The following is a 12,813-nucleotide window of genomic DNA, read 5'->3' as shown; positions in this document are numbered from 1 at the left end:
GGGAAACGCCCGGTTACATTCCGAACCCGGAAGCTAAGCCTTTCAGCGCCGATGGTACTGCAGGGGGGACCCTGTGGGAGAGTAGGACGCCGCCGAACAATTATTCCGGGAAAGCCCCGTGCCCTTGTGGCACGGGGCTTTCCTGCGTTCAGTGACTCTCTCCTCCCACCTCCCACCCCTGTGCATCGGAGCTCCGAGGCGGAGGGTAGGGTCAGGGGGCATCATCGGCACGTTCTTCACAGGAGGCCCCCGGGTGGAGGTCCAGGAGACTCGAGTTCAGACGGACCGAGTACTCACCATCCCCAACATCCTCAGCATGGCTCGCCTTGTCGGCGTACCGCTTTTCCTGTGGCTGATTCTTCGCCCCGTGTTCGGCGGGCCCAACAGTGACGGCTGGGCCCTGCTGGTTCTGATGCTGAGCGGAGTCAGTGACTACCTAGACGGCAAGCTCGCCCGTCGCTGGAATCAGATCAGCAGTCTCGGCCGGCTCCTGGACCCGGCTGCTGACCGCCTCTATATTCTGTCGACCCTCCTCGGACTCACCTGGCGCGAGATTCTGCCGTTGTGGCTGACGGCCGCACTCCTCGCTCGTGAGCTGATGCTGCTCGTCATGGTGGGAATCCTTCGCAAGCACGGCTATCCGCCGCCGCAGGTGAACTTCCTGGGCAAAGCTGCAACCTTCAACCTGATGTACGCCTTCCCCTTGTTGCTGCTCAGCGACGGAAGTGGTTGGCTTGCTTCACTGGGCACCATTTTCGGATGGGCGTTCGCCGGGTGGGGTACAACCCTCTATTGGTGGGCAGGAATCCTGTACGTGGTCCAGGTCCGCCGTCTGATCAAGGCGGATCGAGTAGCCGATTAGCTCGTTGACGTGGTGCCGTGCAGAGTCGCCGGCCCGCACCGGAGTTGTGGTGTAGCCCCGACGGGCGAAGTCGGCCAGACCGTCGTCTCTTCGAGGAGGACGTTACCGACATGAAGGCCGTCGTGATGGCAGGCGGTGAAGGCACCCGCCTTCGCCCCATGACCTCAAGCATGCCCAAGCCGCTCCTGCCCGTGGCCAACCGGCCCATCATGGAGCATGTGCTGCGCCTGCTCAAAAAGCATGGGCTCAATGAGACCGTGGTCACCGTCCAGTTCCTCGCCTCCCTCGTCAAGAACTACTTCGGCGACGGCGAAGAACTCGGGATGGAGCTCAGCTATGCCAACGAGGAGAAGCCACTCGGCACCGCGGGGAGTGTGAAGAACGCCGAAGAGGCTTTGAAGGACGACACCTTCCTGGTCATTTCCGGCGACGCCCTCACAGACTTCGATCTCACCGACCTCATCGCGTTCCACAAGGAGAAGGGCGCGCTCGTCACGGTGTGCCTGACCCGCGTCCCGAATCCGTTGGAATTCGGGATCACGATCGTGGATGAAGACGGGAAGGTCGAGCGCTTCCTGGAAAAGCCGACCTGGGGCCAGGTCTTCTCCGACACGGTGAACACGGGCATCTACGTCATGGAGCCCGAGGTCTTCGACTACGTCCAGGCCGACACCTCCGTGGACTGGTCGGGCGATGTGTTCCCGCAGCTCATGAAGGACGGCAAGCTGATCTGCGGCTACGTGGCGGAAGGCTACTGGGAGGACGTGGGCACGCACGAAAGCTACGTCAAGGCCCAGGCCGACGTGCTGGAGCGCAAGGTCGACGTCGAGCTCGACGGCTTCGAGATCTCCCCAGGGGTCTGGGTCGCGGAAGGCGCAGAGGTGCACCCCGACGCGGTGCTGCGGGGGCCGCTGTACATCGGTGACTACGCAAAGATCGAAGCAGGCGCAGAGATCCGCGAACATACCGTGGTGGGTTCGAACGTCGTCGTGAAATCGGGTGCGTTCCTGCACCGGGCGGTCGTGCACGACAACGTCTACATCGGACAGCACAGCAATCTGCGCGGCTGCGTGGTCGGCAAGAACACCGACATCATGCGGGCCACCCGCATCGAGGACGGTGCTGTCATCGGTGACGAGTGCCTGGTCGGCGAAGAATCGATCATCCAGGGCAATGTCCGGGTCTACCCCTTCAAGACCATCGAGGCCGGCGCCTTCGTCAACACCTCGGTGATCTGGGAGTCGCGCGGGCAGGCGCACCTCTTCGGAGCCCGCGGTGTCTCCGGCATCCTGAACGTCGAGATCACCCCGGAGCTCGCCGTCCGGCTCGCCGGTGCGTACGCGACGACCCTGAAGAAGGGCGCGTCGGTGACCACCGCCCGGGACCACTCCCGTGGTGCCCGTGCGTTGAAGAGAGCGGTCATCTCCGCGCTCCAGGCCAGTGCCATCGACGTCCGCGACCTGGAGAACGTGCCGCTCCCGGTGGCCCGGCAGCAGACCGCGCGGGGAAGCGCCGGCGGCATCATGATCCGTACGACCCCCGGCGTGCCGGATTCGGTCGACATCATGTTCTTCGACGAGCGGGGAGCCGATCTCTCCCAGGCACGCCAGCGGAAACTGGACCGGGTCTACGCCCGTCAGGAATACCGCAGGGCCTTCCCCGGCGAGATCGGGGACCTGCACTTCCCGTCGAGCGTCTTCGACTCCTACACGGGGTCCCTGCTCCGCAACGTCGATACGGCGGGTATCGCCGATGCGGGCCTCAAGGTGGTCGTGGACGCTTCCAACGGCAGCGCCGGGCTCGTTCTGCCCAGCCTCCTCGGACGCCTCGGCGTGGATGCGCTGACCATCAACCCGGGGCTCGACGAGTCCCGGCCGACCGAGTCCGCCGAATCCCGGCGGGCGGGACTGGTGCGCCTCGGCGAAATCGTGTCGTCCGCACGGGCCGCCTTCGGTGTGCGGTTCGATCCCGTCGGTGAACGGCTGTCCCTCGTGGACGAGCGAGGCCGGATCATCGAGGACGACCGGGCGCTGCTGGTCATGCTCGACCTCGTGGCTGCCGAACGGAGGAGCGGGCGGGTGGCCCTCCCGGTGACGACAACCCGCGTCGCCGAACAGGTGGCGGCCTATCACGGCACGCAGGTGGAGTGGACGACCACGTCACCTGACGATCTGACCCGAGTGGGCCGTGAGGACACCACGATCTTCGGCGGCGACGGCCGGGGCGGTTTCATCGTGCCGGAGTTCAGCAGTGTCTTCGACGGTGCGGCGGCCTTCGTCAGGCTCATCGGCCTGGTGGCCAGGACGCAGCTCACCCTCAGCCAGATCGATGCCCGTATCCCGCGCGCCCACGTGCTGCGCCGCGATCTCGCCACTCCGTGGGCGGTCAAGGGGCTTGTCATGCGCCGGGTGGTGGAGGCTGCGGGAGACCGGAGTGTGGACACCACCGACGGTGTGCGGGTCGTCGAGACCGACGGGCGTTGGGTGATGGTGCTGCCCGACCCGTCGGAGGCGGTCACCCACCTGTGGGCGGAAGGCCCTGACGACGCCTCGGCCCAGGCACTGCTCGACGAATGGGCGGCGGTCGTGGACAGCGCGGGCGCCTGACACGGCGACCGTAGGCCCGGAAGCCGGTGTGCACGTCTTCCGGGCCAACGGTGGGGGCATTCGGCGGCAGCACGCATGACGTGCGACGATGTGCGGCATGTCGCAGCCGCCCCCCGATCGGAGTAGCGCTCCGCCGCGTCCTCGCCCCGACGCGTCCATGTCGCTGCTGACCACCGTGATGGAACACAGCCTCGACGAGGGATATGCCGAGGCTTCGGCCCGTCGCCGGGCCGAGGGCAGAGACGGGATGCCACGCACGCTGAAGGCGAAGCTGGGGCTCGCCGCAGGCCTGGTACTGGCTGCCCTCGTGGTGACGCTCGGCGCCGCCGAGGCCCAGGTCGCGGCGCCGGTCGTGGCCAAGGAGCGCGAGGAGCTCATCGACCGGGTGAACGCCGAGACCTCCAAGGCGGACGCGCTGGAGGCGGACGTCGAGGAGTTGCGCAAGGACGTCGGCGAGCGGCAGCGCAAGGCGCTTCAGGAGCACGGCGGGGATCAGGGCGGCCTTGTGGCACTGCTGTCCGGTGCCACCGCCGTCGAAGGCCCCGGGATCAAACTGGTCGTGGACGACGCCGAGGACACCGACCAGAGCGGCGGCGGTCCCCGTGAGTCCACCGGCTTCGCCGATACCGGACGTGTACGTGACCGGGACATGCAACGCGTGGTCAACGGTCTGTGGCAGTCCGGCGCCGAGGCGGTCGCCATCAACGGGCAGCGGCTGACGGCCCTTTCCGCGATTCGTGCGGCGGGCGACGCCATACTGGTCGACAACAGGCCGCTGGTGCCGCCGTACACGGTTCTGGCGGTGGGGGACGGGAAGAAGCTCGCCACGGCCTTCCAGGACAGTGCGGACGGCCAGTACCTCCAGGCGCTGCACGAGAACTTCGACATCCGCACCAGCCTCTCCGAGCAGGAGAAGGTGCGTCTTCCGGCCGCGCCCAGCCTGATCGTACGTACAGCAGAGCCTCAGGCCGCAGACACGGGCAGTGGTGCGGCAGACACAAGGAAGGGCACATCGTGATCGCCGTACTGGGCCTCGTCGTGGGAGTCGTGGTCGGACTGTTGGTCCGGCCCGAAGTGCCGGCGGTGGTCGAGCCCTACCTGCCGATTGCCGTGGTGGCCGCGCTCGACGCCGTCTTCGGCGGTCTGCGGGCCATGCTCGACGGGATCTTCGTGGACAAGGTCTTCGTGGTGTCGTTCCTGTCGAACGTCGTGGTGGCGGCGCTGATCGTCTTCCTCGGCGACAAGCTGGGCGTCGGGGCCCAGCTCTCCACCGGAGTGGTGGTCGTGCTCGGCATCCGGATCTTCTCCAACGCCGCGGCCATCCGCCGGCACGTCTTCCGGGCCTGAGGCCGATGAGCGAGGAACAGAACCGGAACAGCGACCAGAACCCCGGCGGCAGGGGCGCCGCCGGGGCGCTCCCGGCCGAGGCGCCGGCCCCGGCACCAGCTCCGTCTTCCCCTCCGCGCCCACAGGGCGGGCCGGAGGAGGTCTCCGGCCGTCAGCGGCTCCGGGCAGGCCTCTGGCCGCCCAGGGTGAGCAGGGCCCAACTGATCGTGGCGCTCCTGCTGTTCGTCCTCGGTCTGGGACTGGCCATCCAGGTCAGGTCGAACAGTGACAACAGTGCTCTGCGTGGTGCCCGCCAGGAGGACCTGGTCCGTATCCTCGACGAGCTGGACAACCGGACCCAGCGCCTCGAGGACGAGAAGCAGCGCCTCGACGACCAGCGCACGGAACTGGAGAACAGTTCGGACCAGGCGGAGGAAGCCCGCAAGCAGACGCTCGAAAAGGAGCGGCAGCTCGGTATCCTGGCGGGCACCGTCGCGGCGCACGGCCCCGGCATCACGCTGACCATCAGTGACCCGACCGGCGCGGTGGAGGCCGACATGCTCCTCGACACCATCCAGGAGCTCCGTGCGGCGGGCGCGGAGGCGATGGAGATCAACGGTGTGCGGGTGGTGGCCAATACATACTTCTCCGGTGACGGGGGAGAGTTGAGAGTCGACGGCCGCAGGATCGAGGCTCCCTACGAGTTCGAGGTCATCGGCAAGCCGCAGGATCTGGAGCCGGCTCTGAACATCCCGGGCGGTGTGGTGCAGACGCTCGAGAAGGAGCAGGCCACCGCGGAGGTCACGCGCGCCGACGACGTCGTCGTGGACGCCTTGCGACCCGCGAAGCGGCCTGATCACGCTCGGTCGTCGTCGCAGTGAGGCGGAGGTGCACGGTGCTCACAGGACACGCACACCAGGTTGCGGGGGGTCGGCGCAACGGATTGGTGACGCGTGGTGGAAACTGTCGGGTGGATACGGACGTTGTGAAGATGTCCGGGGCGGCAGTTGTGTTCATTCAGGGTTCGTCCTGCCCCACGGGCGGGTCTATTTCGGTCAAGGGGAAACGCCCGTGAAGTTGTTTGCGAAGTTGTTCGGAAAGAGCGCCCGCGAGGACAGCAACAGCGCTGCCCGCCACCGCGCTCCGCGTCAGGGTCAGGGCGCCGAGGAGCAGGGCTCTGAGCGCCCGCTCTTCCGCGACGAGGTCCAGGGTGCCGTCGGCGGGGCCGGCGCGTCGTCCGCCGATCCCGGAGGTTCCGGGCGCATAGGTGTGTGTACGAGGTGCGGGCATCGCAACGCAGAGGCCAGTCGTTTCTGCTCCAACTGTGGTTCGCCGCTGAGAGGCGGAGTGCCCGAGCGTGCCTCGGAGACCACCTCGACGATCTCGATCTCGGGTATCGAGGCGTACGAGGCCGAGGCGACAGGGCAGACGGCCCTCCCCTCGCTCTCCCCGGAGGCTCAGGCCGCGGTCGACGCCCTGCCGGCGGGTTCCGCGCTGCTGGTGGTCCGGCGCGGCCCGAACTCCGGCAGCCGCTTCCTGCTGGACGGCGACCTGACGACGGCCGGCCGTCACCCGCAGAGCGACATCTTCCTCGACGACGTGACCGTGTCGCGGCGTCATGTGGAGTTCCACAGGAGTCCGGACGGTAGTTTCACCGTGGGCGACGTCGGAAGCCTCAACGGCACGTACGTCAACCGCGAGCGCATCGATTCCGTCGCGCTGACCAATGGCGACGAAGTCCAGATCGGAAAGTACCGGCTGGTCTTCTACGCGAGCCAGCGGGGCGTGTGACCCTCCCCGGACTCCGTCCGGGGGACCCCCAGGAAGGTTCATGCTGCGAACACCGACAGGCGGTGCCGGTCACGGCACCGCCGCCGCGGGCGAGCGAGCGATGAGCATCGGCACGGTGCTTCTGCAGCTGCGCGACGAGTTTCCCGAAGTGACCATCTCCAAGATCCGCTTCCTGGAGGCGGAAGGGCTCGTCGAGCCCCAGCGGACGCCGTCGGGCTACCGGAAATTCAGCCCTGCCGATGTTGAGCGGCTGGCTCAGGTACTGCGCATGCAGCGGGACCACTACCTGCCGCTCAAGGTCATCCGGGAACACCTGGAGGCCCTGGCCCGCGGAGAGCAGGCCGCGCTGCCGTCCGGCGGCGGGCAGGGTGAGCCTGCGGGCGTCCCGTGGGACCCGACCCTGGGGCAGGCCACCGCCGCCCGCATCGGACGCTCCGAGCTTCTCGCCGCGGCCGAGGCCACCGAGGAGCAGCTCGACGAGTGGGAGTCGTACGGCTTGATCGTGCCGGCCGTCGGCGGAAGCTACGACGCCGAGGCGGTCACTGTGGCGCGACTGGTGGCGGACCTGGGCAGATTTGGCCTGGAACCACGGCATCTGCGGGCCGTCAAGGCGGCCGCCGAGCGTGAGGCGGGACTGGTCGAGCAAGTCGTCGCGCCCCTGCGTCGGCACCGGAATCCGCAGACCAGGGCACATGCGGAGGCCACCGCGAAGGAGCTGGCGGAGCTCTCCGTACGACTCCATGCCGCGCTCGTACAGGCCGCTCTGAAGGTCAGCTTCCACTGAGGGCGGAGGAGCCCGACTATCCAAACATGGCGGGCACGTCCTAGGGTTGCTGTGTGAACGAGCTCGACGTTGTGGGTGTCCGGGTGGAAATGCCCTCCAACCAACCGATCGTGCTCCTGCGTGAAGTGGGAGGCGACCGGTACCTCCCTATTTGGATCGGCCCTGGGGAAGCGACCGCGATCGCCTTCGCCCAGCAGGGCATGGCTCCGGCCAGGCCGCTGACCCATGATCTCTTCAAGGATGTGCTCGAGGCCGTGGGCCAGGAGCTCAGCGAGGTCCGGATCACGGACCTCCGAGAAGGGGTCTTCTACGCGGAGCTGGTCTTTGCCAGTGGGGTCGAGGTGAGCGCGCGGCCGTCCGACGCCATAGCGCTCGCCCTGCGCACCGGCACACCGATCTACGGGAGTGACGGTGTGCTGGACGACGCAGGCATCGCCATTCCCGACGAGCAGGAGGACGAGGTGGAGAAATTCCGCGAGTTCCTCGATCAGATCTCGCCGGAGGACTTCGGTACCAACAGTCAGTGACCGCCCTGTGGGGCAGTGTCAGCGCATCCGACAAGCCGTTCCCTGGAACCAGTCACGGGAAACCACCCTCAGGGTGATTATCACTCGGCGTGCCGAGTGTGGCGATCGTTGACGCACCCCTGGTGACTGCCTACCTTCGAGGTGGCAGGTCAAGGACGGAGGTCGGCGTGAGAAGCAGCGGCGACGGTACGGCTGCGGGTGGGCCGTACCGGCAGCACGGCAGTGCGGCCGACCACTCCATCAGACAGCCGGTTCAGCCGGCGGTGGTGGCAGCGGACGGTGCGGCAGGGGCAGGGGACATCGGCTACCGTGGGCCGACGGCATGTGCGGCGGCCGGGATCACCTACCGACAGCTCGACTACTGGGCGCGTACGGGACTCGTCGAGCCGAGCGTACGGCCGGCGTACGGGTCGGGGACCCAGCGGCTCTACAGCTTCCGGGACGTGGTTCTCCTCAAGATCGTCAAGCGGTTCCTGGACACAGGTGTCGCTCTGCAGAACATCCGCACCACCGTTCAGCACCTCAGGGCCCGCGGATTCGCGGACCTCGAGCGGATGACACTGATGAGTGACGGTGCGACGGTCTACGAGTGCTCGTCCCCCGATGAGGTCGTGAACCTGCTCCAGGGCGGCCAGGGCATCTTCGGGATCGCCGTCGGAGTCGTCTGGAAGGATGTCGACGCGGCCCTGTCCCAGCTCCACGGGGAGCGTGTCGACACCGGGGAGACCCTGGTCGGCCACAACCCCGCCGATGAACTGGCGCGGCGGCGTAATCGCGCGGGCTGAGCCACCGGGGCCGGATGGCGAGGCGCGGGTGCCGGGCGGGGCGGTTGTCAGTGGCGTAGGGCAGCATCGGTCCGTGTGAGAGCCGCACCCACCATCCTGCATCTGGACATGGACGCCTTCTACGCCTCTGCGGAGCAGGCGGCGAAGCCCAGCCTGCGCGGCAAACCGGTGGTGGTGGGCGGTCTGGGGATGCGTGGGGTGGTCGCCACGGCGTCGTACGAGGCGCGGCGTCTCGGCGTGCACTCGGCGATGCCGATGGCACAGGCAAGACGGCTGGCGCCCAACGCGGCCTATCTGGTCCCGCGTTTCGCGCTGTACCGGACGGTGAGCGACCAGGTGATGGAGCTGCTGGGCAGACTGTCACCGCTCGTGGAACCGCTCAGTCTGGACGAGGCCTTCGTCGATCTGGAGGCCGGCGGGGCCGCCGACGACTCCGCCTCCGCACGGCGGGTCGGTGAGCAGCTGCGTACCGCGATCCGGGCCGTCACCGGACTCAGCGGCTCCGTCGGTCTCGCCGGCTCCAAGATGCTGGCCAAGATCGCCTCGGAGGAGGCGAAACCGGATGGACTGCTGCTGATCGAGCCCGGCACCGAGCGTGAGCTCCTGGCCCCCATGTCCGTGCGCGTGCTCCCAGGTGTGGGGCCCGCCACCGGGGACCATCTCCGGCGCGCCGGCATGACTGCCGTCAGCCACCTGGCGGAGGCGGGCGAGGCGGAGCTCGTGCGGCTGCTGGGCAGGGCGCACGGCGTCGCGCTCCACCGCATGGCCCAGGGGCACGACGACCGTCCCGTCGTCGCCGAGAGGGACGCCAAATCCGTGTCCGTCGAGGACACCTTCGACGTGGACCTGCATGACCGTGTGCGGGTCAGGACGGAGGTGGAGCGGCTCGCGACCCGGTGCGTGCAGCGGCTGCGGGACGCGGGGCGGTCCGGACGCACCGTCGTCCTCAAGGTGCGCCGCTACGACTTCTCGACGCTCACCAGGTCCGAGACCCTCCGTGGCCCCACCGACGACCCCACAGTGGTCAGGGAGGCCGCTGCGCGGCTTCTGGAGGCCGTGGACACGACCGGCGGTGTGCGGCTGCTCGGAGTCGGTGTCACAGGGCTGGCGGACTTCACGCAGGAGGATCTCTTCGCGCAGGCCGCCGACGCCGAGCAGGCCGCCGGGGATTTCGCTGCCGCCGATGCCGTCCCGGAGGAGCGGAACGGCACGGGGGAGGAGGCTGCGGGGGCGCATCCCCGGGAGAACGAGGAGCAGTCGGCATCGCGGCGCTGGTCCGCAGGCCACGACGTACGGCACGACGTCCACGGGCACGGCTGGGTGCAGGGCAGCGGCGTCGGACGTGTCACCGTTCGCTTCGAGGAACCGTGGACGCCCCCGGGCCGGGTGCGCACCTTCCGTGTCGATGATCCGGAGCTGCGGCCGGCCGGACCGCTTCCACTGGTGCGGGACGCGGTGGACTACTCCTCGTGGCCGGCGAGCCTGCCGAAGTCCCTGTCGGGACCCGGCCCGGCGGAAGGGGAGGAGTCCAGTCCGTAATGGCGGTAGAGCTGCAGTTCCTGCTCGGGAGACAGGTGGCGGCCCACTCCGAAGTCGGGTGCGTCCTTGATCAGGGCCCGGTCGAAGGGGATCATCAGCGAGCCGTCGACGAATTCGCTCGGCTCCAGCGGGACGAACGCGTCCCTGGTGAAGAGACCGGTGCGTACGGCGGCCCACTCGGGCACCCCGGTGGCGTCGTCGAGATAGACCTCGTCCACCGTTCCGATCTTGGCACCTTGACGGTCGAAGGCCTTGCGGCCGATCAGGCTGCGCGGATCGATGTCGGTCTGCACGGTGCCTCCCACTGGTCACGGCTGCCTCAGGTGGTCGCGGCTGCTCCACAGGCACTACGAAAGGCCAGATCCGGGCCGACGGCCACTCGGGACGGCCCCGGCCGGCCCGCTGGTAGGCTGGAACACGGCTGCTGACCCCGCGCGGGAGAGTCCTCCGGAGCGATCCGGAGGCGCCGAAGGAGCAACTCCTCCCCGGAATCTCTCAGGCCCCCGTACCGCACGGACGAGGTCACTCTGGAAAGCAGGACGGAGTCCGTACGGCACGTGCCGCCACGGGCGCCGCCCTCACCGACGGTGAAAGCCGGCAGGCCGCAGGGCGCGCCGGTGAAGCTCTCAGGTCGAGATGACAGATGGGGAGGCCGTTCGGGCAGCCACTTAGTGGCGCCCCCCGCAGGTCGTGACAGACCAGGAGGCCTCCACCATGACCCCCCGTCGCACTCCGCTCTCCCAGCTGGAGCAGGGCATTCCGTTCGAGCAGCGCCACATCGGGCCCGATGCCGAGGCGCAGGCGAAGATGCTTGCCCATATCGGGTACGGCTCCCTGGACGAGCTCACCGCCGCCGCGGTGCCCGACGTGATCAGGAGTGCCGAGGCGCTGGACCTCCCCGATGCCCGTACCGAGGCCGAGGTCCTGGCCGAGCTGCGCAGCCTCGCCGACCGCAACCAGGTGCTCGCGCCGATGATCGGGCTCGGTTACTACGGCACGTTCACCCCGCCGGTGATCCTGCGCAACGTCATGGAGAACCCCGCCTGGTACACGGCCTACACGCCGTACCAGCCGGAGATCTCCCAGGGCCGGCTCGAGGCGCTCCTGAACTTCCAGACGATGGTCGCCGACCTCACCGGGCTGCCGACCTCGGGCGCCTCGCTCCTCGACGAGGGGACGGCTGCGGCCGAAGCCATGGCCCTGGCGCGGCGGGTCGGCAAGGTGAAGGACGGCGTCTTCCTGGTCGACGCCGACACCCTGCCGCAGACCATCGCGGTGATCGAGACCCGCGCCGAGCCGACCGGTGTCGAGGTCGTCGTCGCCGACCTCGCCGAGGGCATCCCGGCGGAGGTCGCCGAGCGCGGCGTCTTCGGTGTGCTGCTCCAGTACCCCGGTGCCTCCGGTGCCGTCCGTGACCTCAGGCCCGTCATCGAGCAGGCGCACGACCTGGGCGCGATCGTGTCCGTCGCCGCCGACCTGCTGGCGCTGACGCTGCTCACCTCGCCCGGCGAGCTGGGCGCGGACATCGCCGTGGGCACCACGCAGCGCTTCGGTGTCCCGATGGGCTTCGGCGGACCGCACGCCGGTTTCATGGCCGTACGCGAGAAGTTCGCCCGCAGCCTTCCCGGCCGCCTCGTCGGCGTCTCCGTCGACGCGGACGGCGACAAGGCCTACCGCCTGGCCCTGCAGACCCGCGAGCAGCACATCCGCCGCGAGAAGGCCACCAGCAACATCTGCACCGCCCAGGTGCTGCTCGCCGTCATGGCCGGAATGTACGCCGTCTACCACGGCCCCGAGGGGCTGCGCACGATCGCCCGGCGCACCCACCGGTTCGCCACGATCCTGGCCGAGGGGCTGCGGGCCGCCGGCAGCGAGGTGGTGCACGACACGTACTTCGACACCCTCACGGTCCGCGTGCCGGGCGCGGCGGCCGGCGTGGTCGCCGACGCGCGTGAGCGCGGGGTGAACCTGCGCCTCGTCGACGCCGACCACGTCTCCGTCGCGTGCGACGAGACCACGACCCGCACCCGGATCGCCGCCGTCTGGGCGGCCTTCGGGGCCGGTGGCGACATCGAGGCCCTGGACGCCGAGGCGGCCGACGCGCTGCCCGAGGGGCTGCTGCGTTCCGACGCCGTCCTCACCCATCCGGTCTTCCACCAGCACCGCTCCGAGACGGCGATGCTGCGCTACCTGCGCTCGCTGAGCGACAAGGACCTCGCGCTGGCCCGCACGATGATCCCGCTCGGCTCCTGCACGATGAAGCTCAACTCGGCGACCGAGATGGCCGCGATCACCTGGCCCGAGTTCGCCGGGCTGCACCCCTTCGCACCGGTCGACCAGGCCCGTGGCTACACCCGGCTGATCGACGAGCTGTGCGGCTGGCTGGCGGAGGTGACCGGTTACGCCGCCGTGAGCGTGCAGCCGAACGCCGGCTCCCAGGGCGAGTTCGCCGGGCTCATGGCCATCCGGGGATACCACCGCTCCCGCGGCGACGAGGGCCGCGACGTCTGCCTGATCCCCAGCTCCGCGCACGGCACCAACGCCGCCAGCGCGGTCATGGCCGGGATGCGGGTCGTCGTCGTCGCCTGCGACG

General features: G+C 68.9%; 12 protein-coding genes, 1 rRNA gene and 1 riboswitch. Of the genes, 12 read left to right on the top strand and 1 reads right to left on the bottom strand.

All coding sequences use genetic code 11. The features are described 5' to 3' along the window. The 11 genes from rrf to VN520_RS33155 form a co-directional block, all read left to right on the top strand. Window positions 1-98 (top strand): 5S ribosomal RNA (gene rrf / locus VN520_RS33205); the annotation flags it as partial. A 155-nt stretch (window positions 99-253) separates the two neighbouring features. Continuing rightward, window positions 254-862: a CDP-alcohol phosphatidyltransferase family protein gene (locus VN520_RS33200; RefSeq protein ID WP_325750656.1), complete on the top strand. Its 609-nt coding sequence runs from the start codon at window positions 254-256 to the stop codon at window positions 860-862. 110 nt (window positions 863-972) lie between these two features. Beyond that, complete coding sequence (locus VN520_RS33195; RefSeq protein ID WP_325750655.1) at window positions 973-3,468, top strand: mannose-1-phosphate guanyltransferase; 2,496 nt, start codon at window positions 973-975, stop codon at window positions 3,466-3,468. Window positions 3,469-3,565: 97 nt separating this feature from the next. After that, complete coding sequence (locus VN520_RS33190; protein WP_325750654.1) at window positions 3,566-4,486, top strand: DUF881 domain-containing protein; 921 nt, start codon at window positions 3,566-3,568, stop codon at window positions 4,484-4,486. Continuing rightward, window positions 4,483-4,815 carry a small basic family protein gene (locus VN520_RS33185; RefSeq protein WP_003970459.1) on the top strand — a complete coding sequence of 111 codons (333 nt, stop codon included), beginning with the start codon at window positions 4,483-4,485 and terminating at the stop codon, window positions 4,813-4,815. Before VN520_RS33190 ends, VN520_RS33185 begins: the two co-directional genes overlap by 4 nt. A gap of 5 nt (window positions 4,816-4,820) precedes the next feature. Then, window positions 4,821-5,675, top strand: coding sequence for a DUF881 domain-containing protein (locus tag VN520_RS33180; RefSeq protein ID WP_325750653.1), 855 nt, complete (start codon window positions 4,821-4,823; stop codon window positions 5,673-5,675). 190 nt (window positions 5,676-5,865) lie between these two features. Next, window positions 5,866-6,585 (top strand): FHA domain-containing protein, encoded by a 720-nt coding sequence (locus VN520_RS33175; RefSeq protein ID WP_325750652.1) that lies wholly within the window; start codon window positions 5,866-5,868, stop codon window positions 6,583-6,585. 40 nt (window positions 6,586-6,625) lie between these two features. After that, entirely contained in the window at window positions 6,626-7,369 is a 744-nt protein-coding gene (locus tag VN520_RS33170) for a MerR family transcriptional regulator (RefSeq protein WP_325750651.1), read from the top strand. Window positions 7,370-7,422: 53 nt separating this feature from the next. Continuing rightward, on the top strand, window positions 7,423-7,896 hold the full coding sequence (locus tag VN520_RS33165) for a bifunctional nuclease family protein (protein ID WP_030794342.1): 474 nt from the start codon (window positions 7,423-7,425) through the stop codon (window positions 7,894-7,896). Window positions 7,897-8,063: 167 nt separating this feature from the next. After that, on the top strand, window positions 8,064-8,681 hold the full coding sequence (locus VN520_RS33160) for a MerR family transcriptional regulator (RefSeq protein ID WP_325750650.1): 618 nt from the start codon (window positions 8,064-8,066) through the stop codon (window positions 8,679-8,681). A gap of 75 nt (window positions 8,682-8,756) precedes the next feature. Beyond that, window positions 8,757-10,220, top strand: coding sequence for a DNA polymerase IV (locus tag VN520_RS33155; RefSeq protein WP_325750649.1), 1,464 nt, complete (start codon window positions 8,757-8,759; stop codon window positions 10,218-10,220). On the opposite strand, the gene VN520_RS33150 is transcribed toward VN520_RS33155, so the two are convergent. After that, a complete protein-coding gene (locus tag VN520_RS33150) occupies window positions 10,142-10,513 on the bottom strand; it encodes a PRC-barrel domain-containing protein (RefSeq protein ID WP_325750648.1) in 372 nt (123 codons plus the stop codon). The two genes, VN520_RS33155 and VN520_RS33150, sit on opposite strands and share 79 nt — an antisense overlap. 132 nt (window positions 10,514-10,645) lie before the next feature. Beyond that, window positions 10,646-10,741, top strand: a riboswitch (glycine riboswitch). A 193-nt stretch (window positions 10,742-10,934) separates the two neighbouring features. Here VN520_RS33150 and gcvP point away from each other — a divergent pair. Beyond that, window positions 10,935-12,813 (top strand): aminomethyl-transferring glycine dehydrogenase (gcvP, locus tag VN520_RS33145; protein WP_325750647.1); only part of this gene is annotated, 1,879 nt, incomplete at its 3' end.

It is taken from the genome of Streptomyces sp., from assembly GCF_035563135.1.
Taxonomy (GTDB): Bacteria; Actinomycetota; Actinomycetes; order Streptomycetales; family Streptomycetaceae; genus Streptomyces.
The sequence above is the reverse complement of the archived record's forward strand: the minus strand, read 5'-3'. Positions and strand labels throughout refer to the sequence as shown.